Genomic DNA, 26,813 nt, shown 5'->3' with positions numbered 1-26,813 from the left:
CGTGGCCGTACGCACCGAAAGAAAGACACCCGAAAACGTAGAGGCACCGGAGATAATTCACTCCGACGGCGCACATCCACTCCGAGGGTAAGCGTCGTTTCATCGAATGTGACTCTTCATGAAGCCGCCGCGTTCACACCCCCCTTCACAATCGCCAGGCGCTGCTATCAATTGGGGGACTGGGTACTGGTCCCCCGCGCGACCACATTCCTCAGCTGGTCGCCGCATGCCCACCTCAAGCGTGGCGGAGAATGCGTTCGACTTCGGCACTGCTCCGCCGACATGGAGCAATTCGCCCTGTCCATGGCTTTGACCGCAGCCGCGTTCGCGCGCCGCCTCGACGACATCGTGGTCCACCTTCGGTCGTGACGCCCCGAAGTCCTCGGGGCACGGGCCCCTCATCCCACACAGCAACGAACGAGGCACATGTACGACGGCATCGGACACGACCTGAGCTCCTCGCCCATCCTCCCGACCCCGCCCGACAGCGCCATCCCGCCCCTTCGTCCCGACGCGTGGTCGGCCTTCGACACGGGCGTGCCGCCCGACCCACCCTTCGCGTCCGAGACGACGCAGGAGTGGCGATTCGAGAAGGAACTCGCCCGGCTTCTGCAACAGCCCGCTCCAGGGACCCCCACAACCACCACCGACGGGCTTCCCGACCGACCTTCCACACACCGGGACAACGCTCCCGCCGCCCACCGACGCCGCACCCCGACAAACCCCAAGCCCGCCCGGCAAACGGTCACCGGCGCACCGGTACTCGATCGGCTGAGCTACACCATGGTCGCGGCCATCGTCGTCCTGGTCGCGACGATCAGCCTCCTCGGCGCGGCCGTCACCTTGGAACCACTGCGCCACGCCGCCGCCACCGAGCACGGCCTGGCGGCCCGCTGGTGGCCGGTCCTCGTCCACGGCCCCTGGATCGTGGCCTGCCTGTCCATCCTGCGCTCCAGCCTCCACCACCACAGAGCGGCGCACTCCTGGATCGTGTCCGTCACCTTCGCCGGACTGTCCATGGCACTCGCCATCGCCGACGCACCCAAGAACGTCCACGGCATCGTCGTCGCCGCCCTCCCCGCCATCGCGATAACCGCGTGCCTGCATCAACTCGTACGCCAGATCACCCTCACCCGACCACCTCGGCGAACCAACCGAAGCCCGCGGCGCCACATCCCCCTGTGACCCACCGCATCGCGACCACCACTCGACGCCCCACCGGATTCGACCCGGGAAACCGACCACCACCCGGCAATCGACGGACCGGCGCCGGGAGTTCGGCGCGTTGCCCGGTCGGGACACCCCGACCGGGCAACGCGCGCACGCACCGGGATCCCCGAAGCCCCGGCCCGCGCTTGTGTCGACGGTGTCGCCTCCAAAGATCATGACCGTAGCCCGTCGGCTCATCGACCGGCACGCCCGGCGGAAACCGAACATGCGCCCCGCGCGGGGTGTCACATCGTGTTGCCCGGCCGGCGGCCAGGTGAGGGTCATGTGCAGACCGGTCGTGATCAGGACGAACGCCAGGGCCCCGAAGGCAAGTGCCCACGCCTCCGGGACGATCCGGCGCCCGGGTGAGAGGAGTTGCCAACCCGGCGCGACCACGAACAGCAGGCCGGCTCCGGCCGCCACGGACATGATGGGTGGCGGCGCCCGGGCGGGTGGGGGGCGTGGTTCAGGGCAGTAGGCCCAGGCCGCGCAGCAGGATGGGCAGGGCGGCGACCAGCAGGCCGCCGGCAATCTTCGCGGCGCGGATGATCTGGCGCCTGCCGATGGTGAAATCGGCCTCGACGGCGATCGTGATCCAGGGCTTGCGTCGCGCTCGCCCACGCTTGTTCTCGCTCATGTGTCCTCGCTCCTCCGAGTACGCGAACCGGTGTGTACCGACCTGTGTGGGGAGCGTAGGGACGGCGTTCGGGTGCGAGATAGGCATGATCGGGCACGAGAAATCGTGCGGAGCGACTTCGGATTCCACACGGTCGGACGCGGTGGGTGGAATGCGGCGGGACTGCGGATTCGATGGTCGACGGCGTCACCGAGCCGCGGAACGGCCAATCCGAACCGTGCGGCGATCAAAGGACGTTCAGACGGTCAGGACCGCGCGGTAGGGCGGGGGCTCGCCGTCGTCCTCCGGCGCGGAGAGCGAGGCGGCGACCGCGGCGCCGTCGCACGCGACCCATGCGTGGAATCGGAACGGATCGGGGACCGCTCCCAGGCACCAGTCCAGACGCCGTCGGTGTGCGGCGGACAGCAGGACGGCGGCCAGCGAGATCTCCAGGCACGCGGCGCGCCCCGGGAACCAGCGCGCGGTACGGCGCAGGGCCGCGAGGCATTCCTCGGCCCGACGCGGGTCCTCCGGGGCCGAGGCCCATCGGCCCCGGGTCGCGCGCACCGCGCGGTGTACGACGGCGAAGGGCAGCCGCACGGCGAGCGCGGCGCCGAGCAGGGCGACCGGTGGGCCGAGGGTCGGGCGTCGTGGGCCTGTCGGGTGTCGACGGGATACCGCGCGTCGTCGGGCCATCGGCCGGGCGCGGGTCGCGGCGCCCGAAACGGCGCCCGGAACGGCGCCCGCACCATCGCTCCGCAAGGGGTTCGCCGCCCGCGAGGGGGCTTCGGCCAACCCGAAGCGGGCGGCCCACCCCCGGGTGGTCGACCGCGACCCGCCCCGTCCCTCGCCTTCCGCCTCCACCAGGCCCAGCGAGGTCAACTGGCCCAGCAGCGCGGCGCCGTCCGCGGCGATCCGCTCGCGTGGCAGGTCCGGGTGCCGGTCCGCGACGGCCGCGACGCTCTGCGCGAGGCTTCGTCCGGACGACCAGCACTGCCAGAAGTCCCGCGCACCGGAGTTGAACACGTACCACTGCCCGTCGGCGCAGTCGAGCACGACCACGCCGCCGTCGGGCATCGTCTCGTGGCGCACGTGCGCGGGAATCCTCACGATCGTTCCTCCCGCCGGGCACGCAACCACAGTTCCGTGGCCACGAGTTGCCGGAAAGCGCCGAGCGGTACCGCGACGCCCGCGGTGAATCGCGCCAGGCTCCGCAGCACCGCCGCCGGTTCGAGGACGTCGGCGTCCGCCAGGGCCGAGTCCGCCCACAAGGCCCGCAGCCACGGCTCGGCCCGCCGCGCGCCCAGGTATTCCTCGCGGGTGTAGTCGCCCTTCGTCCGGCGGCCGAGTACGGCGGGCGGAACCGTGCCGCGCAACGCCGCCGCGAGCAATGGCTTGCCGCCCGCGGGGTCAACGCGCTCCCCCGGCGCGACCGCGAGACACGCCCGCACCACCCGGTCGTCCAGGAACGGCGCGTGCACGTCGACGCCGTGCCGGTGGCCGAGTTCCCGCAGGTGCCGTTGCGCGTCGGCGGAATGCCGCAATTCGGCGGCGGCGGCGATGTGCACGGCGGCCGAGGTGCCGTCGAGGTGGTGTGTACCATCGCACGCCGCCCGTTCCGCGCGGTCCGCGAGTGCGCGACGCGTCGCCGGCGTCAGCCACGACACCGCCTCGCCGACCGGCGGCCACCACGTGACGCCGTCGATCCACGAGGTGGGGCCTTCGGCGATCGTCCCCGAGCGCAGCGTCGCGGCGAGGTGTACGAGGGCTTCCGCGCCCGATGTCCTGGCCGTACGCAGCGCCTGCGCCGCCAACGCCGCCGCGGAGGTGTCGTGGCGTCGAGCCTGCGCCAGGCAGTGCCGGGCGAACGTACGCGCATGCCCGCGGCTCGCGACATGGGCCAGATACGCGGGGGGCGCGCCCAGAACCGCGTCTCCGCCCTCACCGGTCAGATGGCAGGCCGGCGGGCCCACGGCGGCCAGGCGCAGCAGCGACCGGCCGCGGGCGAGCATCCCCGGCACGGGTTCGTCGTCGTCGGCCCGCCCGATGGGCGCCGCGTGCGGCTGTTGCTTCCGGGCGGTGTCCAGGTCGAACGGCAGTGTGTCGTGGCGGCCTTCGACCACGATGTGCCGCAGCCGGTCGTCGAGACGGGCCAACCGCCGGGCGTGGGCCAGGTCGCCCGCCGGGGCATCGGGGTGGTGGTATGTCACCGCCGCCACCGGCCTCTGCCCGGAGCGTGCCGCCAGGAACGCCAGCGTCGTCGAGTCGAGTCCGCCGCTGAAGTCGCTTGCCACGGCGCCGGCGGCACTGCGGGCGGCCACGGCCTCGGTCAGCGCGTCGTGGAGCGTGTGCGCGCCGCGCGCGAGGGGGTCGATTCCGAAGAGCGTCCCGGTGCGGCCCACCACGGGCGGCGCGCCGGGCCGTAGTCGAACAACCGCGCCGCCCGCCACGCGCGCGATGTCGTGGAACGGTGATCGATCCGCCCACAGCGGCGGCACGTGCGCGCAGGCGATCCGCGCGGCGGCGGTGACGGCGTCGGGCTCGCGGCGATGCAGCCGGGCGAGCAGGCGTGCGTGTGACGCGGCGACGGCCCATCCGTCGGCGCACGAGACGAACACCGGGTACTGTCCGGCCAGATCGGATCGGATGCGCACGCCGTCGCGGGCGGCCACGATGCACACGTAGGCGCCCGGCAGATCGAGCCCGCGACCCACACGGCCCTCGCGACCTTCGATCCCTTCGGCCCGGATCCCCTCGCGTTCGATCATGTCGCGAAGCTCGCGCGCCAGCCGTTCGTCGGACGCCAGGCAGTGACCCAATACCACCATGCGCACGTCCCGGTACACCGCCGAGCGCACCTGCCCAGGCCGCCATGCCCCGTACACGCGCAGCCCCGGCAACACCGACCACACGGGGGTACCGGGCAGGCCCAACGATGCGGGGTCGGCGGCTGGTTCGGCCGGCGACCGTGCGGGTTGCTCCCGGACCGCGACGACGAACCCGGGTGCCACGGCGACCTCGGCGAGCCGCGCGCGGCCGGGCGCCGTGGCGGAGGAGGGGTTCACCAGTAGAACTGCGAATTCGCGTCCGCCTTGCCGCTGGCGGCACTGCCCTTGGTGGCCCGACGCACCGATCCGACGGCGACGACCATCGGGGGCCGGTAGTCATCGGCTTGGCGGTCGCCGAGGGACGGTGTTTCGGCGGACTCCACGGGGTCGGCGGACAACGCGTCCTCGGGTGCTTCCGATGCGTCCGGTGCTTCGAGTACCTCCGGCGCCTCGGGTGCCTCGGGTACGGAAGCCTCCGGCGATTCCGGCATGCGAGCGTCGCCAACCCTGCGCATACTCCCCTGCCTTCGACTCGTCACCGCGGCGGCCACGAAACGTTTTCTCCACCATACAAGCGGTGGTCGACTTTCGACCCCACCTCGACAGGACCCGGAAATCAGGGGTGTCGGACCCCGACGGGAACCTTCCGGAATGAATGAATCGAACACCTCGGACGGGCGGACAATGCCCACCCTGAAACCTGATCCGCCGCGAAATCAACGGTTTTCGGCGAATCCCGCGCCCTGAATGCCCAGGATGAGCGCGCCGCGGGCGATGGCGTCGGGGAGCCGGCTCGGCTCCAGACGGAAGCGCGGGTGTTTCGCCTCCGGATCGCCGGGGCCCACCAGTTCGGGACGAGAGGCGTCGAGGCGGACCGCGGCGAGCGCGGTGCGGTCGATCGCGGACCGGCAATCCGCCAGGATCAGGTCGTGTGCGGACCCCAGCGCCCCACCGAGCAGAACGAGACTCGGGTTGAGCACGTTGCAGACGTTGCCGAGGACGAGGCCGAGGTGGAAGGCTGCCTCGCGCAGGACCCGCAGGCACACCTGGTTGCCGGCGCGGGCCTTGTCGGCGATCTGGTAGAGGTCGGTCGGCTGCGCGGCGACGGGCAACTGCCCGAGGCCCGAACGCACGTTGCGGATCAGGGTGTTCGCCCCGATCAGGGTCTCCAGGCAGCCGCGTCCACCGCACTGGCAGTAGTCGCCGTCCGGATCGACGACGATGTGCCCGATCTCCGCCGCCGAGCCACTGCCGCCGCGGATCACCTGACCGCCGACGACCAACCCGCCGCCCACGCCGGTGGATCCCTTGATCCACAGCAGAATCTCCGCGTCGGGGTGACAGTGCACGCTCTCCGCGAGCGCGCCCAGTGCGCCGTCGTTGTCCATGACCACGCGCAACTCCCCGCGCAGCGTGCCGGGACGCGCCTTGTCGCGCAGCAGCCGCTCCAACTCGGCGCGCGGCTCCGGCTGATCGCGCCACAGCGGGAACACCGGAGGGGTCAGCAGCCCGGAGCGCGGATCGACCGCGCCCGGGACGGCCAGCCCGACCGTCGCCATGTCGTCGAGTGATTCGCCCAGTTCCTCCGTGAGTCCGGTCACCGCCGCGAACACCGCGTTCGACCATGCCTGGACACCGTGCCTGGCGCCCACGTCGTCCTGCCTGCCGACCGGCGCCAGGTGCGGACTGTCGACGCGCCGGGCCACCACCGACGTGCGCTGGAAGCCGAGTTCGATGCCCACCGCGACGCCGGTCAGCGGTTGCAGGCTCACCTGCTGCTCGCGTCCGGACGCCTGGCGCCGCACCACCCGCTCACCCTCGAGGGTGTTGAGGATGTTGCCCGCCGTCGCCGCCGCGATGCCGGCGTACTTCGCCACGTCGGTCTGGTTCCCGCCGCGGATCATCAGGGCCTGCAGGACGCGGCGGCGATTGCCGGCATCGCCCGCCCTGAGCAGGCTACGGAGATCGGCCACGAATTCCCCCGGTGGGTCGGCGAACGAGCGAGCGCGTCGGCGATCGTTCACAGTAAAGGCGTCTGCACCCGAAACTCAGGCTAATACTTCATTTCGTATCCGGCGGGACTTCGGACCGAATCGTCGAACCCCCCGAAATGAACGCCGCCACCCGGCAGCCGATGTGTCACGAGTCATACCCGACGAACCACACCTCGTCCGCACCTTCGGCAGCGCCCGGTCCCGGTCGTATTCGGGTCGGTCACAATGAATCGGCCGCCGGTGCGATGCCGGATTCGTGGCACGCGCGGGGGCAGGACGTGTCGCGGGTCGCCCGGCCACAGTTGCCGCACGCGGGGCACAACGCGGCGCCCGAGCGCCCTCGCGCCCAGCAGGGCATGGCCAGGAACGCGCCGCCCAGGTGGCGATCGAGATCGGATTCCGAGCCGCCGGTGACGATGTGCCCGTCGGGGGACAACACCGGAAAGGTCTCGGCGCAGGCGGGACACCGGCGCAGTTCCCACCGTGTGCCGCAGGAGGAGCACGAGGCGGCGAACATGCCGGGCTCGCGAGGGACGAACGTGGTCGGGCGGCGGGTGGCGGTCTTGGGGCAGATCGGACACACCTGGAGAAGCGTCGTCGCTCGGACCGCCGATTCGAGCGAGGCGTACAACTCCGTCGCTCGGCCCGGTTCACGCCCGGCCGGCTTGCCCCCGGCGCGGTACGGGCGAACCTGCCTAAGCAGTGTGGACACCCGTTCCCATTCCTTCGGCGAGGGGACGCGCAGCACCGCGACGGCGTCGGCGCGGGGTTCGAGCCATTCGCACGCGGCGAGCATCGAGCGTTCGCCGGCCGTCGTGGAAACGAGGTGGGGGTAGCGGCGTGCGTCGGCACCGAGGGTCGCCCAGTACAGGGCCCGTACGAGCCGGCTGACGCTGAAGATCTCCAGGGGCGACAGGGGCGCCACGTCGATGCCCGGCGCCGCGGCCGGTCCGCTGTCGTGTCCGATCCGGTACGCGGCGTCCACGACGTCGGCGACCGCGTCTCGACGCGTGTCGAGTGCACCGGGGTAGACCACCAGGACCCTCCCGCTCTCCTCCGGTGCGGACACACGCTCCCGGCGCAGGTCGACGAGCGCCGCGCCGACCGAAGCCGCGTCGGGAGCCGAGCAGAGGTCGGTCATCGTCGGTATGACGCGCAGTACCCGCTGCTCCCGCCAGTGCACGAGGAAGTCGCCCGCAGGCGACCAGGTGACCGTCAGCGGGACTCCACACCATTGGAACCGAGTGGTCCGGCCGGGTGCGGGAGCGGGCTGGTCGCGGTCGGGAGTCGCCCGGAAGATCGTGCACGCCGACAACAACAGCAGGCCGGTGAAGCGTTCGAAGGCCGTCCTGGTCTCGCGCTGCCGGCGTTCGTTCTCCCCGGCATCGATCCTGGGTGTCTCGGCCTTGGTGCACACTCGCCAGAGTTCCGCGACCCTGCGATAGGAGGCGTCGCTCACGAGAAGGTTGGTGGGATGCAGTTCACGGGCCGGGGCGTGGCGATGCCCGACGGCTTTGGCCAAGGGGGCCTCCAGCATGATCTGCACGGACGTGAGGGCGGCCTCGATCTTTCGCAGGCGCTCGTGCGTGGCCGTTGCGTGCCCGGCGAGTTCCCCGACGTTCCCGAGCAGTTGCGTCAGATCTCTACGGGTCCGCCAGGTGGTCTCCTCCGAGCCGTTGAGGAGGCCGTGCACATCGCCCTCCATCCGGCTCAACGCCCGCAGGCCGGCGATCCGCCGCCGCAGATGCGTCCGCAACAGGAGCAGGACGGCCACCGCGACGCGGTTTTCGTAGATGTCGGCGTCCTCCTCGTTCCGTCGGGCCGACAGGCGCCTCGGTCGAACCCCGGCGATCGTGTGCGCGGCCCAGTCCTGCGGGTGCGCGGCCAGATACGCGACCGCGCCGGCGGCGACCGAGCGCACGCGCGACACCGGCAGGACCTCCTCGACCGAACGCAGTCGTGTGTACGGGCGATGGCACACGGTGCGCAGTGCGCCCGAAGCCCACTCGAATGCCTCCTCCAGTGGCAGGGGGTCGGTCTCGGCGGAGACACCGAGGACGATCGGCGGCATCGCGAGCCAGTCGTCGAGACCGCCGTCCGTGTCCGCGGCAAGGCGCGTCGACAACGCCGACAGATGACGAGCGAGGAGCGAGTCGAGATCGGGTTCGGCCGCGTCCCATCTCACCGGCGGCCCTGGGATCGCATCTCGTCGTCCAACAGTCGTGCCGTCGCGACGGGTTCGTGATTCGGGTCGAACCGCAGCAGGCTGTCCACGAGTTCGCCGCGAACGGCATCGAGTCTGTCGGCGTCGATGTCGTAACGTCCGCGCAGGGGACGCAGGATGCGCGTGGCGAGCAGATGGTCCAAGGCGGCGCCGTGGGTCCCGCCGGCGGCGATCAGTGCCGGCGCGAAGTCCCGGATCTGCAGTTCGAGTCGGTTGCCCCAGCCGATACCGAGTTCCTCGGCGAATCGCTGCCGCCAGGCGTTGTCCAGGAACGCGATGATGCCCTCGGCCTCGGCCGCGTGGGCGGACCGCGCCTGGGCGAAGGCTCGCGCAAGTCCTCGGTGCGCCAGGGGCTCCGCCGGGTCGGGCATGGTCTCCGGCAGTTCCGGATGTTGCCAGGGCAGTTCCAGGACGAAGGATCGGTCGTAGGTCTTCGCGGCGAAACCGACGGTGGTCTCGTCGTGGTTCGCGGTCCCGATGAACCACACGTTGTCGGGTATCGCGATATGTGTCCCGCCCAGAAGGAGTTCCGGCGCGTTGGCGACCGGCATCGTGGTCAGCGCCAACCTGCGTTTGCCCTCGATGGCGAGGGCCGAGAGCACACCGCTGAAGTACTGCTCGGGATGCGAGAGGTTCATCTCGTCGAGCACGATGAAGAACGGCCGGTCGCGGTATGCCGGGCACCCGGCGAGGTAGAGGGCCTTCGTGAATTCCGACTCGTAGAACATGCGGTCGAAGCTGTTGTAATAGCCCATGAGGTCCTGCGGATCCCGCCAGCCGGACTGCACGGGCACGACGGCCACGCTGTCGGGGCTGCCGAAGCCGGTGGCCAGGGCGCACCCGAGCCCCGTCTTGCCGATGCCGCTGATCCCCTGGAATACATGCAGGCGACTCATCGCCAGCCCCGCGAGAACCAGGCGTAGATCCGGGAGGCCGTAGGAGAGGCCCGTGCCTGCGCGAATCACCGTCTGCAAACGTTCCGCCAGTTCGGACAGACGTGGCGGATGCGGATCCACCGGCCGGGGGCGGGCAAAATCCCGGTCCATGAGCGAGCAGGCCGGGAAGGCGTGCCCCTCTCTGCCGACCTCGGCGGTGGCCTTGAGTTTCGCCGCCTCCTCCTCGAGGATTTGGCGTAATTGACTGTTGGCCGCCCGGAGCCAGTTGTTGACTTCCAGGTAGTTCTCACGTTCGTTGACCGCGATCCGATCGCGTTGTAGCGCGGACTCCAATTCACCTCGGAGACTGACGAGTTCCTCCTTCTCCTCGTTGAGCACTCGGATCCGTTCGCGAAGCTGCCCGACCAGACGGGATTCCGTGTTCGGGGCGAAGGCACGATCCTCCGTCAGCAGGGCGACTTCCGCCCGTAGTTCCCTGATACGTGCCGCCGCCTGTTCCGGGCTCAGGTCACCGAGGGCGGCCGACGAGGTCTCGTATTCGCGCAGACGCTCGCGGAGTTGCTCCGTCTCCTTCGTGAGCCGTTCGATGCGGCCCTGCGGGTCGCCCATCTCCTGCACGAACCCGCTGACGCGTTCCGCCACCTCCCGCTCGAAGCGGGCCGCGCGGGTACGCCGCTGTTCCGCGAGCGCTGCCGCCAGGCCGGCCACGTCGTCCCGTTCCTCGTCGAGCCGGGACCGCTCCGTCGTGAGTTCCCGTTCGCGTTGCGCCAGTTCGCCCTCCCGGTGATCCAGGGCGGTCTGGGCCTGGGACAGCCGGCGTTGCGTCTCGGTCCAGCGTTCCTGCCACGCGGCGCGGTCCGCCTCCCATGTCTCGACCGCCTCGCGCCGCCGCTCGGCCAGCCATACGTTCAGTTTCCGCCCCTCTTCCAAGCGGAGTTCGTCGAAGCGCCGTTCGGCGGCCCGTTCCCGATCGGCCAGTTCCTCCTCCCGCCGACCCAACGCTCGCACCCGGTCGTCGAACATCTCGCGATCCTCGCGCAGTGCCGTGGTCGCCGCCTGCAACGCCGCGTGCTCGGCGCTCACCCGCTCGCCCTCGGCCGTCAACGCGTCCAGGGTCTCGCGTTGGCGTGCGACGAGCGCCCGGTACAGCCGCCAAGCCTGCTCCAGTTCGCCCGGCCCGCCGGGATCCGGCTCGTCGTCGGCGACCGGGGCCATCCGGGCGTCGTCCGCCATGCGGCGAATCTCCGCGAGCAGCGTGCTCGCCGTCGGGGGTTCCACGCGCGTCACCTCGTCGTCTCGGCCGGCGTCGTCGACCTCGTCGACGTCGTTCGGTGGCGTGACCGCACGACGTCGAGCCGCGTCCTGCTGCCCCGGCCACACCTGTGCCTTGCCCGGGGCCCGCCCGGACCGGTCCCGCCTGGTATTCGGTTTCTTCGCCATGACCTCGCCTCACGCCCTTGCTGTCACCGATCCGTCAGACCCAGTAGATGGCGCGCGGCCGCGTATACGAGAGTGCGGATGACTTCCAACTCCTCGGGAGCCGGCGCATCCATGGACGCGTGCGCCGCCCTGTTGCGCAGGATCCGCGACCGATCGAGGTCCTCCAGCAAGGTGGGTCGGTGCCGGATGAACGCGGCCATGGGGTGTCCTGCGTTGCCGCCGGCCGCCCAGACGGCCCTGATGATCTCCCCTGCCAGGTTCGACTTCGGCGAGCCGCAGTTCCTGCGCATCTCCGGGGGTACGGAAACGGCCCCCAGCCGATGCGCGATCAGCACGAACTCCCGCTCTCGTACCCCCGGAACCCCCGAAGGGGGAAGTGCCGGAGGGAACTTCTCGTTGAGTCCGGGCAGCAGGCACTCGAAGACCCGGATCGCGCTGAGGGCCGCGTTCCCTCGCTCTCTGGCCGTGTCCATGACGATCGCCACCTCGATGTTCGCGAGATGATCGAAGACATCGGCATGCTCACGTATGCCTTCGCCCAGAACGCGCACCACGTCCGCACGCGCGTCCGCGGCCAACTCCCGGTCGATGCGGCGGGCCGTCTCCGCCCGATCGCGACGCCGTCGGCCCGTCAGGGCTTCCACCACACCGGCCAGTTGCTCGTCCTGTTCAAGTCGACCCGCCAACAGGTCGGCGAAGACCCGCCCGTCGCCCACCGCGAACGGATCGTCCGCGCTCCACATGCGCCCGGAACCGTCGTCGTTCTCGACGCAGTAACACACCAGGTAGGCGGGATGGGGCGGGCCGTGGAACACGACGCGCCGGGCCGCCAGAGCGGTACGGCGCGCGTCGCGGGGATCGCCACGAATGCTCCGAGCCGCCATGTCGTGCCCGCGACATGCCTCCAGCACATCGCGCTCCGTCGGGGATGTCGGTGGGCCGCCGCCGCGCAGCGCGAGCGCGCTGCCCTCTCGGGAGGCGCCCGCGGTGCCGAACTGGATCGTGACCCATCGGCCGCGGCGCTCACGCACGTCCGCGCGTACCGGGTCGGCGATGAGGATCCGCGGCAGCAGGGCTCCCGTTTTGGCGTCCTGGAACACCCGCAACAGCCGTGGATCGCTCTCCGCGACCTCGCCCGTCGCGACGGTCGCCCGCCCCGTCTCGGTGGGGCTCAGATCCGCTCGTACCAGATCACCCTCCACCAGTCGGGCGACGACCGCCCGGCACAGCTTCGCGTCCAGGCCGATCCGGCGGGACAATTCGCCGAGGTCGCGCGTCCCCGCCGCGCACAGGCGCAGCACCACCGTCTGAAAGACGTCCAGCGTCCGGGAGTAGCCCGTCGGCGCCGTCACCTGGTGGACCCAGACCGGCAACAGCACCGATTTGTGGCGCGTCCGAGGCGGGTGGGCCAATTGGAACAGCGGCGTCCTACGGTCGAACGACACGGCCGTTCACCCCCGCACGACACAGGGCCAGGAAGCTCTTGAGCGGCTTCAACTCCGGGGGCGCGTCGGGCCCGAACATGTCGTCGTCGCCGACCGCGACCAGCAATCGCTGTTGGCGACTCATCGCCACACACAACCGATTCGAGACGGCCAGGTGTCCGTAGGCACGCCTGACGTCGCCGCGGGCCGCGGGCGACGCGCTGCGCACGATAGACAGGTAGGTGACGGAGAACTCCGCTCCCTGGAAGGCGTCGACGGTGCCCACCCGCAGCCGATCCAGAGGTGCCCCGTCGTGACCACGGCACAGATCCGGAATCGGCCGCCAGCCGTCGTTGTCGGTGTACTCGGCAAGTTCCGCCCCCTTCAACTGTGTCCAGATCTCGGCAACCTGGGCGGCGTAGAAGGCGATCACCCCGAACGTCAATTCCGGGTGCTTCCTGATCAACGCGGCGATCTCCGAGGCGATCGTCTTCGCCTCGGCCCTGCGCGCCACACTCGTGCCCTGCCGGATCTCCGCGCCCGCGGCCGACGGTACCGGGAGCCACACCGCGGGTACCTCCCCGTACCGGGCGATACCGTGCGCGAAGTCGGACGCGTCCCGCCCGCTGCGCAACTTTCCGTCGTAGAACATGTCGCCGACGAACGCGCCGAGGACGGGATGCATCCGGAACTGGGTGTCCAGACGCGCGAAGCGCGTGTGCCCGTCCGGTGAGTGGCGCTCCCACTGTCGGGCCAGGCGTTGAAAGAGGCTTTCCTGGAGGCGCTCTCGTACATCGTCGCCGAGCGAGCCGAGTTCCTGCTCCACGTCCGGTTCGAGCATGTGCGGAAGCTGATGGTGGTCGCCCACCAGGATGATGCGCCGGCGCGCCTGGGCGAGGGGGATCAGCAGGTCCAGCGGATTCGCCCGAGCGGCCTCGTCGACGATGACCGCGTCGAACGACCCGTCCGGGCGGCCGACGTCGGCCATTGCCTTGGACACCGCCTGCTGGCACGTGGAGGCCAACGAAACGGTATAGGCGCGCAGGGTGGCGTCCACTCCCTCCGGGTCGCTGCGGAGGTCGTCGCGGTAGTCGAGCAGCGCCGCCGCGACGGCGTCCGGCGACCGCGTCACCGCCTCGGCGAGCTGCGCGGCGAGGCGGTCGAGGAGATCGGCCACGGCGGGATCGGCGACGGCGACCTCCGGCAGTCGCACCTTCGCGGTGATGCGGTCGAGCAGCGTGTCGCGCAACTCGCCCAACGGAGCCAGTACTTCGGCGGTCGGACCGGTTGCCCGCACGGCGGCCCGCAGGGGCTCGGCGTAGGAGACCCCTTTCAACAGGGCGCTGTCGGCGATGTCGAGTCGAAGCAGCAACGCGCGTGCCGTACGCGGCCCGTCGTCCGCGAATCCCGTCGACGTGCAGCGGAGCGCCCGTACATACGGCAGCAGATCCGCCCTGGTCTCCGGGTCCGCGACCACGCCGGCCCGGTCGAGGTGATTTTGTGCCGTCTCCCGCCTCGCCCGCATCTCTCGGATCAGCGACGGGTCCGCGTCCTCGCCGAGTTCGGCGATGACCTGGTCGAGGAAGCGGGGCAGATACTCGGGAGGTGCCGGTGCGACACGGTACGCGGCCGCCAGGTCGGCGGCGAGCCGACAGGCGGCCAGGTGCCGGCCCGCCGGCCGTTCCCGCAGCCGCGCCTCGACGGAGCGGGCCGCCTCGATCCGCCAGGTGTCCATCGCGACCGTGCTCCCTCGGCCGCGCGAGTCCACCTTCAACGGTGGAAGACCGAACACCCGGCCCCGGGTGACGAGATGGTCCACCGCGGCGTGCTGGAAGCTGGTCAGCAGGACACTTCCCGCGACGTCCCCGCCCTGGGCCAGATCGCCGAGTTGATTGACGACGGCGGCGATCACCTGCGTCTTGCCGGTTCCGGGCGGCCCCAGAATGATCGCCAGGTCGGGCGTGTTGAGCGCGATCAACACGGCCTCGCGTTGGGCGGGTGTCGGGCCGTGTGGCGCGAAGCAGTCCGACGCGGCGTCGGAAAGTCGGGTGATCCGTGGGGCGGGCGGCTGCGGCCAGGCGCCGCCTTCCAGCAGCGTGGGCAGGGCGGGGATGTGCGCGCCGTCCGTGCGCAGCTTCTGCATCGCCTTCTCGCGCCGGTCCAACCTGCGCTGATCGCCGCGGTGTGCGACGTAGAGCCACCCCTTGGCGGGCGGATCCTGCTGGTCGTTGAGCGTTCCCGCGAGCCGGAGGGTCCCGGTCGCGCCGTCGTACCCGAGCGGCTCGCCGACCCAGGCCCGGCCGCGAAGAGTCCGAGACTCGACCAGCCACTCCCGATCGGTCATGGCGGTGTCGGTCGCCGAAAGCGGAACCTCCGCCGCCGCCTCGAGTTCGACCCGTTCGACCGTCGCCGCGTTCTCGAGGGCCGCCCGGGTTCGCGGCAGTGCCCTGCTCAGCTGCACGGTGAACGCGATGCGGCCGTCCGACTCGACCTTGATCCCGTCGTAGCGGATCGCCCCGAAAGCGCCGATCCGCCGGCGGATGTGCCGAGCCTCCAGTTCCTGGTACCGGTCCCACATGGCCAGGTAGCTGTTCTGCCCGGCTACCAGGTCCAATCCACGCTGGATCAGTTCGCGGTCGCGCTGCCTGGCCGTCATGTCCCGAAACCCGACGGCCCCGACCGCCAGCGCCTTGTGATCCGCGCCCCGATCGTGCACCGCGCCCAGCAGACGCACGATCCGGTGCCCCGCGTCGTGCTTCTCGACGTCGGCCATCAGCCCCGGCCCATGCACTCTGAACCCCTTGGCGAGGTTTCCGCCGGGTCCTGCCGACACCACCATCCGCCAGGCGTCCGCGGCGGCTCCCGCGCGCGGCGACAGGAGCAGTTCCCGAGTGAGGAACGCCATGACGGAGGCGACATCGACGGTGTCCCCTCGGTCCGCGTATTTCGCGACATCCTCCACCACGGTGTCGTCCACGTCCAGGCGCAGTCCCGCGCCGAGCAGCGCCGCGAGGCCGACGGCGGGCGCGTAGGTGTGGACTCGAACGGTGAACGGCTCGGCGGCGCCTTGCGGCCCGGCCCCGGGTGGGCGCGGCGTGACCGGATGGGCGATCACCACCACACAACTGGGGCCGACGGCCCGGATCTCGTCGAGCTTGCGTCGATCCTCGGCACCGGCCGCCCGGACCCCGTAGGTGCCGGTGTCGGTGGTCAGGTCGAGGTGACCGGTGGGCCGGTGGTGCAGGCGAATCTCGGTACCGTCGGAGAGTTTTCGACCCACGAGGGCCTGCGGAACGCGCTGCCACAGCAGCGATACCAGGATCGCCGGTCCCGGCATGCGGTCCGGCATCCTCGGCCGCCCGGACCCGGCGCTCATCTCGGCGCCTCGAGGACCATCAGGCGTACCCACCGGTGGATGGCGTCCTTCGGACCGAAGTGCAGGGTCCAGCTCCGGCCGCGATCACCGACGGGTGCCGTGACCTGGCTCCCGAGACCGATCTCGCGCCATCGTCGACCGTCGTGGTGATCGAGCCAGAGGCTGTTGTCTCGCAGGTTGACCAGCGTGGCGGTGCGGCCGTCGAATCGTATCCGCGCGATCGCCGCGTCCGGTTGTTCCGGCGCCGGGGAGGTGTGTCGGGCGGTGAGCACGGTATCCGCGCCGGGGCGCAGCACGGTGAAGTCGGGCAGGGATACCTCGGACAACCCGGTTCCGGGGGTGTCGTCGCCCGCCGCCGGGTTGGTCGGCTCCAGGCCGACCGGGCCGAACAGCCCGTGCCGCAGCATCCAAACGGCGTCCCGAGGCCGTCGGCAATTGATACAGGAAGGTGCGACGGCCCTGTGGGTCCAGTCGCACCCGGGGCATCGCACGGTCTGCGCCGCGGCCGAGTGCAGTGCCGTGGCCCATCTGTCCGCGGTCGGCCGAGCCGTCGGGTCCGCCACCCCCTCCACGAAACACCGGGACGACAATTCCCACAGCCGGGTGGAGAGCAGTTCCTCGCGCGGGGCGATGCCGGTGCTGCACTCGTTGGTCCGGTCCGTGGGGTGGTCGATCCACGGCAGTCGGAACCGGTCGGCGTACTCCCGTTGATATTCGGGGTCGGCGTCCGACACGTGGTCGCCGCGGAACGGATGACCGGCCGTCAGGACCTCGAAGATCAAAACGCCGAGAGCGTGGGCGTCCGCGAGCGTCGTCGCCCCGCTTCGGCCGGAAACGATCTCGGGGGCGCCGTAGCCCGGGGTATGGAGCGGGGCGGATTCGACGGTGGAGACCAGGCCGAGGTTGTCCACGTCGATCAGCCGGATCTCCTCCTGCCGGGGATCCGCGGAGACCAGGACGTTCGACGGGGACAGATCCTGGTAGACGATGGCGCGAGCGTGGAGTCGGCTGAGGGCATCCGCGAGTCGGGCCAACAGGCGCAGTCGTCGGTCCAAACCGCCGGTGCGCAGGTACCAGACCGCCACGTCGTCCCCGTCCGGGATGCACAGGGCGTCGAGCGGGACCATCTCGTCGACGAGTTCCATGACGTACCCGAGCTTGGGTGGCGCGAGCAGCGCGAGCACGCCGGCCAGCGGGATGTCGTCCAGCGGGAGGCGCTGGATCCGCCGCAACCGGGCATGCACGGCTGCGGCTTCGGCCTGGGTCGAGGCCGTGAGCATCTTGATGACGGTGCGTTCGCCACGAGCCAGCCACACCTCTCCCTGACCACCGGACCCGATGACGTGGGAAAGCGACCACAGTTGGTGGTACTCGTCCTCCACGGGACGCAGCACGCCGACGAGATCCCAGCGCGTCGACACCGATCGTCTCCCTCCCGCAGCGCCGGCTTTCGGGCTCAGGCGCCGAAGTCGGACAGGTCGTCGGGGCTCAGCACCGGTGTCCGGTCCGGGCGGGTGCTCTGGGCCTGTTGGGTGACGGTGATGGTGACCCAGCGGAAGTACTGCTGAAGGCGCGTCACGTCGTGTGCCTCGAACACGCCGCCGGCCTCGTCGTCGACGAACCGGCGCAGCACGGCCTTCGCCTCCTCGGTCATGTCGGGACCGATGGCGACCGCGAGCCGATGGGCACGGGATCCCTTGCGGGAGGTGAGCAGTCGATCGAGTGCCTCCTCCCACTCGTCGGTGGGCTTCCCGTCGGAGACCAGGACCAGGGTGGGCGCGAAGGCTCGGGCCGGGACGACCGATTCGTCTTCGAGCAGGTCGTGGGCGAGCGACAGGGCGGCCCCGAGCGGCGTACCACCCTGGGCATCCATGTCCGTCCAGGCCGCCTGGGTCGCCGGCACAAGTTCCTGGTGCAGGTACGCGCCGGCCCCGCTGAAGGCGATCACTCCGACGTGGATGGCACCGCGCCCGATGTCGGCTTTCCCGAAGTCGTCGAGCATGCGCCGAACACAATCGTTGAGTACGTCGATCTTGTCCGCGGGTTCCTTCATGCTGCCGCTGACGTCCGCCAGGACGAGCACGGGTAACGGGCGGGCCTTCGCTGCCGTGAAACGCGACGTCGTCGCCATGTGTCCCCCAACACGCCCGACCGAGGCTACCGTTCAAGCCGACGGGCCCCGCCGACGGCCGCCGTGGTGAGTACTCGGCGACCGAGCGTGGCCCTCGCTGGGAACGCTACTACGAATCCCTTCGGTCCGAGGGCTGCTCTGCCGACTTCGCTCCGGCCGGCCGGCCGGGCGCGGTCGTCGGGCGGGTTGCGTCGCCCCGGGCCCGGCCTGCGGCCGGTGGGACCGCGCCGGGCCGGAGCGAACCACCGGGCGCAGTGGCCGTGTTCGGTCTCCGGGTGTTCCCCTGGGGGAAGTCCCGGAGGTGATCGCGGCGTTCGGGCGCATCGTCTCGGGGAGTCTCCCTCCCTCGCGAGGACGATGACGCGGCCTACGGTCGAACGGAAGGTTTGGGTCCGTCAACCCACCCTCTGATCTCGGGAGGCACCAGCGTGCCCGCCTCTTCGCGTGCCCGCCCGCGCGCCCTCGGCGCACGGCTCGTTCGAGTCGCGGTCGGCCTGTCCGCCGCCGTGTCGCTCACCCTCGCCACCGCGACCGCCGCCGCGGCGGACGCCGTGGCCCCGGCGCCACCACCACCGCCGGGCGTCGACACCGTGGGCCTGGCCGCCGACCTCCGGGCCCTGGTCGCCGGCGACATCTCCACCGCCGCCACCATCGAGGTCCGCCGGGACGGGAACGTCGTCTGGCGCGGCTCCGCCGGCGTCCGCGACCGCGACACGAAGGCGCCCGTACGCCCCGACGGCCGCTTCCGGGTCGGCAGCACCACCAAGTCGCCGGTCGCCGCCGTCGTCCTGCAACTGGTCGGCGAGGGCAGGCTCCGTCTCGACGACCCGATCGACGCGTACCTGCCGGGTCTGCGCATTCCGCATGGGCCGGCGGGCGAACCCGTGCGCCTGCGCCATCTCCTCAACCACACCTCCGGCATTCCCGACTACGCCGACGACCCGGCCCTGTTCCCGGACTTCACGAACGAAGCCGCCGTGCGAACGTGGCTGCGCACGGGTCGATGGCAGACCCGAACCGCGCGCGAACTCTCGATCGTGTCCCTGCGCAGGCCGATGACCACCACACCGGGAAAGGACGACTTCCACTACTCCAACACCAATTACCTCCTCGCCGGGATGATCATCGAACGGGTCACCGGAAGGACCTACGCCGAAGAGGTCGAACGCCGCATCCTGCGTCCTTTGGGCATGCACGACACCGGATTCCCCGGTGACTCGCCGGAACTCGAGCGCCCCTACGCGAAGGCATACCTGCGCAACGGGGGCCGGGTCTTCGACGTCACCCGGCTGAACATGTCCGGGGCGGGCGCCTCGGGGCAGATGATCTCGACGACCCGGGACCTGGCCCGCTTCGACGCGGCCCTGCTCTCCGGCAAGCTGCTGCGCCCGGCCGAACTCGCCGAGATGAAGAAGACCGTCCGCGGCGGCGAGGACGGATACGGACTCGGCCTGGGCAACTGGCCGCTGACCTGCGCCCCCGATCCGTGGGGCCTCGGCGGTACGGCGATCGGCACCCGCACCGGCATGTACGCGAGCCCGGACGGGCGTACCACGGTCGTGGTCGCGTTCAACCCGTACGGGCTGAACGTGACGCCGGCCCACGGCAGGGCCGTCGACAACATCATGAAGCACACGTTCTGCGGCAGGTCCGGCTGACCGGAGCCCGCGCATGGCAGCGCGGGGCCCTCGTCACGCCCGTGACGAGGGCCCCGCCGCGATCCGTCCGCCACGGACACGGGCCTGATCAACAGCGCCGGTGCCGCACGCGAACTCAGATGTCGAGGACGATGCGTTCGGTGCGGGCGCGCGAGACGCAAATCATGATGTACTCGCCACCTTCCTTCTCCTCTTCCGTGAGAACGTGATCGCGGTGATCGGGCCTGCCCTCCACCACGAGCGTCTCGCAAGCCCCGCATATCCCTTCGGAGCAGGAGCTCTGCGTGCTCACGCCGGCGTCTTCGAGTGTCTTGAGGATGGTCCCGTCGGCGGGCACGGTCACCGTGATGCCGCTGCGCTTGGCCACGACTTCGAACGGTCCGTCGCCGGCTGCGGGCACGGCGGCGGGCGGAGCCGAGAAGCGCTCCAGGTGGAGTGCGCCCCGCGGCCAGGAGGAGGCCCGCCCTTCGATGGCGTCGAGGAGCCGGCTCGGGCCACAGGTGTAGACCGCGGTGTCCCGGCAGGGGTCACCGAGTGCCGTGTCGAGGTCGATCGGCCCGGCCTCGTCGGCGGGATGCACATGGACCCGCACGGAGTCCAGCTCGTCGAGGAACGCCATCGAGGCCCGACTGCGGCCGCCGTAGGTGAGTTTCCAGTCCAGTCCCCGGGACTCCGCGTCCCGAATCATCGGTATCAGCGGGGTGATGCCGATGCCGCCGGCCACGAAGCGGATGCGGGTGTGGGAAGGCGGGTCGAACGGGAAGTGGTTGCGAGGACCCGCCACCTCGATCATTGCGCCGACGCGCAACCGGTCGTGGATGAACCGGGAACCGCCTCGGCCGTCGGCCTCCCGCAGGACGCCGATGCGATAGGACTTCCGATCCTCCGGGTCACCGCACAGGGAGTACTGCCGGACCGAGCCGTCGCCGACCGTCAGGTCGATGTGGGCCCCGGGTTGCCATCCGGGCAGGTCCTGCCCGATCGGATCCACCAGGATGAGGGAGACGACCCCCGCAGCCTCCCATCGGATCTGTCTCACCAACAACTGCATGATTCTTCCTTCGCTTCCCTGCCCGCGCGCGAACTCGCCGGAAAGGCAACCGCCGAGGGGAGCCGGTCGGTGGTCGGATGCGGTGGTCGGATGCCGTGGTCAGGCGCGGAGGAACTCGGTGACGACCGAGTCGTGCTCCTCGGGCTTCTCCCACTGCGGCCAGTGGCCCGCGTCCGCGATGCAGGAGTACTGCGCATCGGGGATGAGCGAGGCGAGCTTGCGGCCGAACTCCGGGCCGGTACCGGGGTTGTGGTCGCTCCAGAGCACCAGGGTCGGCTGTCGGATCCGGCCGAGCATCTGCGGGGTGACGCGATGCGGAGAGTCGGACCGGAAGCTGTTCCGCATGACGTTGACAAGGCCCTCGCGGGTCTCGGGGCGCTGGTAGAAGAACTGCCGCAGCGTGACGAGTTCCTCGGTGACGCGGTCCGGCTCGGCCATCAGCCACTCGAGCCGTTTGCGGACCGTCTCGCGGGTCGGGTCGCCGATCGCGGCGAGCGAGCGCTCCCTGAGCGCGTGGCCGGCCGCGAGCCGCTCCGGCGTGACGGGCCCTTCCTCGACCTCGGCGCCGGCGGTCGTATTGAGGATGATCCTTCCGACGCGGTCGGGGTGGTGCAGTGCCATCCACATGCTCACCCAGCCGCCCAGGGACTCGCCTTCGAGGTGGGCGGTGTCGGCGCCGATCGAGTCCATCAGGTCGACGACCTGCTCGGCGTAGGTCGGCACCATCTCGGTGGTGAAGGGTCGGCCCGAGGAGAAGCCGTGCCACAGCAGGTCGATGGCGATGACGTGGAAATGCCTGCTCAGCCGCATGATGTTGCGGCTGTACGCCTCCGCGTGGCCGCCGTTCCCGTGCATGAGGATGAGCGGCTCCCCCTCGCCGGCTTCGATGACACGGGTCTTGAACTCCTTGCCCCGGTACCCGATCGAGGCACCGACCAGGTCGTTCCACATGCTGTTCACGGACATCGGTCCGCCTCCCTTACTGCGAGAATTCGACGATCGACCCGCCGCCGAGTCGGTCAGCAACTCTGGTGTCCCCACACCTTGTCGCCGGTGTGGTGGGTGGAGATGTGCGTCGCGGGGTCGATCAGCAGACCGCCGGCGCCGTATTCGAGCCTGAAGCCGGACGGCGTCTGGAGATAGCAGGAGATCATCCGGTCGTTGACGTGCCGACCGAGTCCGACCAGCGGCTTGGCACCCGAGGCGTGGACGCGATCCATCGCGCGGCCGACCATGTCGACGTGCGTCGGCTCCAGCATCAGGTGGCTGACCGAGGGCGCCGCGGGGTCACCCTCGATCAGGGCGAGACTGTGGTGGCGCTCGTTGACGTGCAGGAAGTTGATCAGCCGCGGCGGCATGATCACGTAATCGCTGAGCCCGAATCCGAGCACGTTGCGGTAGAACTCGTTGCAGGCATCGAACTCGACGGTGCGGAGCACGATATGACCCACCCCGAGCGCGCCGGCGACGAACTCCACTCCCGCGGGTGAGTGGAACGGATCCGGATCGGCGCTCGGACCCCAGTAGAACTCCAGCCGGTTGCCGTCCGGATCGTGGCTGCTGTAAAGCTCCGTGACCCCACGATGCCGGGCCGACTGCGGCGTCTCCTCGACCACGTCGAAGCCGTGCGTCGCGAGATGGTCGACCAGCGCCGCGAGCGCGTCGGGTGACGCGGTCTCCCAGCCGAGGTACGCGAGCCCCTCCCCGGCGCCCGCCTCGACGGCGATCCGCCACGAGCGCTCGTCCATGCGCAGGCGCAGTTCCGTCTCCGCCGCGTCGGGCGTCGATACGTCCTGGAGTCCGAGAATGCCGGTGCCGAAGGTTCGCCAGTCCTCGACTCGGGCGCTGGTGAATCCGACGTAACCGAGCGCGCGAATATAGCCGTCCTGTTTCATGACGGGTCCCCTATCCAATGATCAGACGATGTCGGTCATGTCATAGGGCTGCACGTCGGCGTCGAGCACCACCGCATGGCGGAGAATCTCGAAGCCCTCGCCCTTCGCGGCCAGGAGGTCGTCGTACGTGCCGGCGGCGTGGACCCGGGAGTGCCCGTCGAGACCGGTGCGCACCAACACCACGCTCGCCTTCACGTTGAGAGTGCCGTCGCTCTCGACGAAGACGCGCAGGTTGCCGATCAGATGGACCCGGGGCTTGCGCTGCATGCGCCAGTAGCCGGAGAGGTAGGCCGCACGGACCTGGAGCGCGACGATCCCACGCTCCTTCGTCAGGTACAGACCCGTGTCGGCATTGTCCCGATCCGTCACGGAGTACTCGGCGTTCGGGTGGAAAAGCCCCAGCCAGTCGCGGTAACGGTCCTCGTCCAGGCATGCCGCCCAGTCGGCGTAGAAGGCACGCACCCGCTCGATCAGGGCCGGGTCGTATGTGCGGGTGCCACTGGTCGGCGCCGTCCGCGGCTGCACGACCTCGTGCTCGAATACCTGCTGCTCACTCATGAACGAACCCCTTCTCCAACACGATGGGCTCTTCGTTGATGTAGGAATTCCAGAGCTTGTGGAAGCACCGCAGCGAGTACTCGTCGAACTTGTCGCCGACCTTGCCCGGCTTGAGACCGCGGCCCATGTGGGAGGTCGCCAGGCTGGTGCCCCGCAGTCCGCTCTGCGCGCGTACCGCCGCCTCGAGGTCGTCGGCGCTGATCTTGCCCCAGGAGCCCTGGGAATCGGCGCCGGTCTCCAGGCGACGCTTGCGCTCCGCCGCCGACTCACCGACCTTGCCCAGGATGATGAGCTCCACGATCGTGCTGTCCAGACCGAGGGGAGTCGCCACCTCCAGGAAGATGCTGCTGCCGTCCGCGTCGTACTGGAGGTCGAAGTTCGGGAAGACCGCGAAGATCGTGTTGCCGTGCCGGACGTCCCGCTCCCACGCCGCGAGTCGGGCTTCCTGTTCCTGGGCGGTATGGCCGCGACTGGCGGAGTCCTCGACCGTCAGCGTGAGGTTCTCGCCCAGCTCGGCGGAGAGGCCGGCGGCGTACTTCTCGATGTTGAAACCGCCGTACGCCGGGAACGTCAGCATCGAGTGGCCGCTGGCCAGCTCGTAATTCTTGCCGGGCTGCATACCGCCGCGGCCGTCGGCGATCATGCGGTGCAGGAACTGCGGGTGATAGTTGTCCCGGAAGTTGTCGGTCCAGAGCTTCCAATTGCCCGGGTAGTCCCATCGGGCGCGGCCGATGACCTCGGTATCGGCCATGAATTCCCGCAGGTATCGCGCCGCCTCGCCCAGGTAGTCCTCGAAGTTCTCGACGGCCGGGTCGATGGCGGCGAATACGAGTCCGGCGAACTCCGCGACCTTGACCGGTGTCAGGCCGTACTGGGATTTGTCGAGGCCCTCGCCGTAGGCGCGCGGGAACGGAACCCCGATGAGGTCGCCTTTGTCGCTGAATGCCCAGGCGTGATACATGCACTTCACCGAACCCGGGCACGTGCCCTTGGCGCCGAGGAGTACCTCGACTCCGCGGTGGGTGCATGCGTTGTGGAAACCGCGAATGACCCCGTCGGTGCCGCGCCACACCGCGACCGGTTCTCCGGCGATCCTGGCCGTCCGGTAGCTACCCGGCTCGGGAAGCTCCGAGGTGTGGCAGATGAGCTGCCAGGTACGCCGGAAGATCTTGACCCGCTCCTCTTCGTAGAGGCCGGGGTCGGTGTAGTTCCTCCGGGGCACCAGCATGGGCGAGGTACGCGTGTGCTCGTCGAGGGGCGGCGTCGGACGTTCTGCCTGCGCGGTCATGGGTTTGTCTCCCTTCGAGACGCTCGCATCGGACTGTCGTTCACGCGGTCCGCCCGGAGCGGGTCGACGTGTCCGAACCGCCGCGCACGAAGTGCGACGAACAATCCACGCTGTGCCCGAGAATTTCTGCGGTCGATGTCATGTGTGCTCACTTCGAGATCTCGCTCGGCGAATACGGTGCCGATTTCCTGCGCCGAGGATCCGGGATGGATTCGATCGGTTTGGTTGCCGCATCGGAATCACCGGGAACCGGGTGGCTTCAGTGTGGAGGGAATTGCCGGTCGCGCGGCAGAGCCGGTCGATACGCGGTCCAAGTAACGCGTACCGGCAGTACGTGTCAGGCCGTCTCGGGCGTACAGTTTCGGACCATGGCACCTGAAGACAGTGACCTGGGAGGTTTCCTCCGCTCCCGCCGTGCGCGCGTGAACCCGACAAGCTTCGGCGGGGCGCCCGGCATCGGGCGGCGAGTACCCGGCCTCCGGCGGGAAGAGGTGGCCGCGCTCGCCGGCATCAGCGTCGAGTACTACGCCCGCCTCGAACGCGGTCAGAAAGTGCGTGTCTCCGAGGCCGTACTGGGCGCCATCGCACGCGCCCTCGACCTCAACGATCTCGAGGCCACGCACCTCCGCGACCTCGCGCACTCCGTGGAGAAGAGCCCGACGGCCGCCAGGGCACAGGACCATGACGGCGATGCCGTACGCCCGGCGCTACAGGTGATCACCGACGCGCTCAGTCCGCTGCCGGCGTGGATCAGCAACTACCGCATGGACTTCCTTGCCGGGAACCGCGAAGCGCGCGCGATCTACGCGCCCCTGCTCACCAACCCCGAAGACAAGGGCAACCGGGCGCGCTTCATCTTCCTCAACCCGGCCGGTCGAGCCTTCGAGTGCCGATGGGAGCGTGTCGCCGACGAAACCGTGGGAGCGCTCCGGTGGTACGCCACACGTCATCCCGACGATCGCGAACTCGCCGAGCTCATCCTCGACCTCAACGTGCGCAGCACGGAGTTCCGGTCCCGCTGGGACGATCACAACATCAGCCACCATCGCTCGGGCGACGTGCATGTGAACCCTCCGGCCATCGGCGACCTGAGGCTCCCCTACGAGCGGCTCGACGTCACGCACGACCCGGGCTTGAGCCTGTTCATCCACGTGGTGGAAGCCGGTTCGCCCCTCGCGCAAAGGCTCGCCGCCGTGGTGGCCGACGGCCTCTCGGCACCCCCGCGGCCGGCCGGCGACGCAGGGGCCGACAGTGTCCCGTCGGCCGCGTACCGGGACCGCACATGAGCCTCGCACTCGTACGCAACCCCGGTGATGGCGACGTCTTTCGCTACTACGACACCACGATCGAACAGGTCGTATCGAACACGGAGACGAACGGAGCGGTCAGTTGGAGCGATGCGACCGCGGCTCGGCCACACCCGTCCGGCCTTGTGGGCGGACGACGGGGCCTGGCAGGTTGGGCGCATGATCCTGTCGTTCGTGCGCGAGGGGCGAGCCGGTTCGGTGGAGGCGATCGTCGAGCGGGTCGACGATCCCGCCGCGATCGGACAGACCGCCGAGGCCAGGGACTTCCCGTGCCTGACCGCCCGCGTCGCCTACCCCGCGCGGGGCTACGACGGCATGTTCGGCTGGGTCCAGCTCGTGCGCTCCACCGACGGCGCGGCGGGCGGCGCGGCGTTCGGGATGGACCCGTTCGTACTCTTCCCCGATTCCCGTTCGCCCTACTGCTATTTCGGCCTGGCCCCGACCCTGTTCGACTCCCCCGCCAGGCTCGACCGCGCGCCGATGTCCTGGCTCGCGCACACCTTCCTGGCCTGGACCCCGATCACCGAGACCATCGAACGCCACGTCGTCCCGCTCGTCGGCTTCGCCTGGGGATTCGACATCGACACCGGCGGCGGCATCGCGATCCACGGCCCTTCGCCGCTGCCCGACACCGCCTGGACCGGCCACCTACCCTTCCTCCGTGCACGACACGCCGCGTGGACCTTCGCCCCACAACCCACCGCACAGACCCGGAACGTCTAACGACTCGGCGTCTGTACAGGCGCCTTCCCGGTTCCGCGCACGGTGCACGCGCATTCCGTGACCGACGGCGCAGGCGTTCGACGACCACCGGGCGAATCCGGCGGCGGTGGGGAAGTCGCCCGGGGTCCGGGTCCGTTGGGGCGTTCGGTGGGGTCCGGACTCCGGGCGACGTGCCGCGTTATCGAGGCGACGACG

The 26,813-nt window shown here is 70.1% G+C and carries 20 protein-coding genes; 4 read left to right on the top strand and 16 right to left on the bottom strand.

The window, feature by feature from the left end; all coding sequences use genetic code 11:
• Positions 1-426 precede the first annotated feature (426 nt).
• Positions 427-1,185 (top strand): DUF2637 domain-containing protein, encoded by a 759-nt coding sequence (locus ACMXN5_RS46475; protein ID WP_439680926.1) that lies wholly within the window; start codon positions 427-429, stop codon positions 1,183-1,185.
• 490 nt (positions 1,186-1,675) lie between these two features.
• Here ACMXN5_RS46475 and ACMXN5_RS46470 read toward each other — a convergent pair whose 3' ends face one another.
• The 11 genes from ACMXN5_RS46470 to ACMXN5_RS46420 all read right to left on the bottom strand — a co-directional run bounded on the left by ACMXN5_RS46470 (position 1,676) and on the right by ACMXN5_RS46420 (position 18,138).
• Positions 1,676-1,846, bottom strand: coding sequence for a hypothetical protein (locus ACMXN5_RS46470; RefSeq protein ID WP_395797848.1), 171 nt, complete (start codon positions 1,844-1,846; stop codon positions 1,676-1,678).
• 237 nt (positions 1,847-2,083) lie between these two features.
• Positions 2,084-2,935 carry a lasso peptide biosynthesis B2 protein gene (locus ACMXN5_RS46465; RefSeq protein ID WP_439680925.1) on the bottom strand — a complete coding sequence of 284 codons (852 nt, stop codon included), beginning with the start codon at positions 2,933-2,935 and terminating at the stop codon, positions 2,084-2,086.
• A complete protein-coding gene (locus tag ACMXN5_RS46460; RefSeq protein ID WP_439680924.1) occupies positions 2,932-4,890 on the bottom strand; it encodes an asparagine synthase-related protein in 1,959 nt (652 codons plus the stop codon). Before ACMXN5_RS46460 ends, ACMXN5_RS46465 begins: the two co-directional genes overlap by 4 nt.
• Positions 4,887-5,144, bottom strand: a complete 258-nt coding sequence (locus tag ACMXN5_RS46455; RefSeq protein WP_439680923.1) for a lasso RiPP family leader peptide-containing protein — start codon at positions 5,142-5,144, stop codon at positions 4,887-4,889. The genes ACMXN5_RS46460 and ACMXN5_RS46455 overlap by 4 nt, the downstream gene beginning before the upstream one ends.
• A gap of 225 nt (positions 5,145-5,369) precedes the next feature.
• Positions 5,370-6,626, bottom strand: coding sequence for an ROK family transcriptional regulator (locus tag ACMXN5_RS46450; protein WP_439680922.1), 1,257 nt, complete (start codon positions 6,624-6,626; stop codon positions 5,370-5,372).
• A gap of 241 nt (positions 6,627-6,867) precedes the next feature.
• Positions 6,868-8,832, bottom strand: a complete 1,965-nt coding sequence (locus ACMXN5_RS46445; protein WP_439680921.1) for a DUF2357 domain-containing protein — start codon at positions 8,830-8,832, stop codon at positions 6,868-6,870.
• Positions 8,829-11,207 carry a hypothetical protein gene (locus ACMXN5_RS46440; RefSeq protein WP_439680920.1) on the bottom strand — a complete coding sequence of 793 codons (2,379 nt, stop codon included), beginning with the start codon at positions 11,205-11,207 and terminating at the stop codon, positions 8,829-8,831. Before ACMXN5_RS46440 ends, ACMXN5_RS46445 begins: the two co-directional genes overlap by 4 nt.
• Before the next feature lie 23 nt (positions 11,208-11,230).
• Entirely contained in the window at positions 11,231-12,652 is a 1,422-nt protein-coding gene (locus ACMXN5_RS46435; RefSeq protein ID WP_439680919.1) for a hypothetical protein, read from the bottom strand.
• Positions 12,636-15,968 (bottom strand): DEAD/DEAH box helicase, encoded by a 3,333-nt coding sequence (locus ACMXN5_RS46430; RefSeq protein ID WP_439680918.1) that lies wholly within the window; start codon positions 15,966-15,968, stop codon positions 12,636-12,638. The genes ACMXN5_RS46435 and ACMXN5_RS46430 overlap by 17 nt, the downstream gene beginning before the upstream one ends.
• Before the next feature lie 35 nt (positions 15,969-16,003).
• On the bottom strand, positions 16,004-17,428 hold the full coding sequence (locus ACMXN5_RS46425; RefSeq protein WP_439680917.1) for a protein kinase domain-containing protein: 1,425 nt from the start codon (positions 17,426-17,428) through the stop codon (positions 16,004-16,006).
• A 35-nt stretch (positions 17,429-17,463) separates the two neighbouring features.
• On the bottom strand, positions 17,464-18,138 hold the full coding sequence (locus tag ACMXN5_RS46420; protein ID WP_439680916.1) for a vWA domain-containing protein: 675 nt from the start codon (positions 18,136-18,138) through the stop codon (positions 17,464-17,466).
• A 428-nt stretch (positions 18,139-18,566) separates the two neighbouring features.
• On the opposite strand from ACMXN5_RS46420, the gene ACMXN5_RS46415 reads away from it, so the two are divergent.
• Positions 18,567-19,796: a serine hydrolase domain-containing protein gene (locus ACMXN5_RS46415; protein WP_439680915.1), complete on the top strand. Its 1,230-nt coding sequence runs from the start codon at positions 18,567-18,569 to the stop codon at positions 19,794-19,796.
• Between the two features lie 115 nt (positions 19,797-19,911).
• Here ACMXN5_RS46415 and ACMXN5_RS46410 read toward each other — a convergent pair whose 3' ends face one another.
• The 5 genes from ACMXN5_RS46410 to ACMXN5_RS46390 all read right to left on the bottom strand — a co-directional run bounded on the left by ACMXN5_RS46410 (position 19,912) and on the right by ACMXN5_RS46390 (position 24,588).
• Complete coding sequence (locus tag ACMXN5_RS46410) at positions 19,912-20,847, bottom strand: PDR/VanB family oxidoreductase (protein ID WP_439680914.1); 936 nt, start codon at positions 20,845-20,847, stop codon at positions 19,912-19,914.
• A gap of 99 nt (positions 20,848-20,946) precedes the next feature.
• Positions 20,947-21,813 carry an alpha/beta fold hydrolase gene (locus ACMXN5_RS46405; protein WP_439680913.1) on the bottom strand — a complete coding sequence of 289 codons (867 nt, stop codon included), beginning with the start codon at positions 21,811-21,813 and terminating at the stop codon, positions 20,947-20,949.
• A 53-nt stretch (positions 21,814-21,866) separates the two neighbouring features.
• Positions 21,867-22,742 (bottom strand): VOC family protein, encoded by an 876-nt coding sequence (locus tag ACMXN5_RS46400; protein WP_439680912.1) that lies wholly within the window; start codon positions 22,740-22,742, stop codon positions 21,867-21,869.
• A gap of 21 nt (positions 22,743-22,763) precedes the next feature.
• Positions 22,764-23,300: an aromatic-ring-hydroxylating dioxygenase subunit beta gene (locus ACMXN5_RS46395; protein WP_439680911.1), complete on the bottom strand. Its 537-nt coding sequence runs from the start codon at positions 23,298-23,300 to the stop codon at positions 22,764-22,766.
• The gene (locus tag ACMXN5_RS46390) at positions 23,293-24,588 is read right to left on the bottom strand and encodes an aromatic ring-hydroxylating dioxygenase subunit alpha (RefSeq protein WP_395797828.1); all 1,296 of its coding nucleotides are present in this window, start codon (positions 24,586-24,588) and stop codon (positions 23,293-23,295) included. Before ACMXN5_RS46390 ends, ACMXN5_RS46395 begins: the two co-directional genes overlap by 8 nt.
• Before the next feature lie 368 nt (positions 24,589-24,956).
• Between ACMXN5_RS46390 and ACMXN5_RS46385 the strand changes: the two genes are divergently transcribed.
• Together ACMXN5_RS46385 and ACMXN5_RS46380 are read left to right on the top strand one after the other, a co-directional pair.
• Positions 24,957-25,874, top strand: coding sequence for a helix-turn-helix domain-containing protein (locus ACMXN5_RS46385; RefSeq protein ID WP_439680910.1), 918 nt, complete (start codon positions 24,957-24,959; stop codon positions 25,872-25,874).
• Positions 25,875-26,054: 180 nt separating this feature from the next.
• Positions 26,055-26,618, top strand: coding sequence for a hypothetical protein (locus ACMXN5_RS46380; RefSeq protein ID WP_439680909.1), 564 nt, complete (start codon positions 26,055-26,057; stop codon positions 26,616-26,618).
• The last annotated feature ends 195 nt before the right edge of the window (positions 26,619-26,813 follow it).

Origin of the sequence: Embleya australiensis, assembly GCF_051903075.1 — a bacterium.
In the GTDB taxonomy this organism is placed as follows: domain Bacteria; phylum Actinomycetota; class Actinomycetes; order Streptomycetales; family Streptomycetaceae; genus Embleya.
Note: the sequence above shows the minus strand (reverse complement) of the source record. Positions and strands in the feature narration are given on the sequence as shown.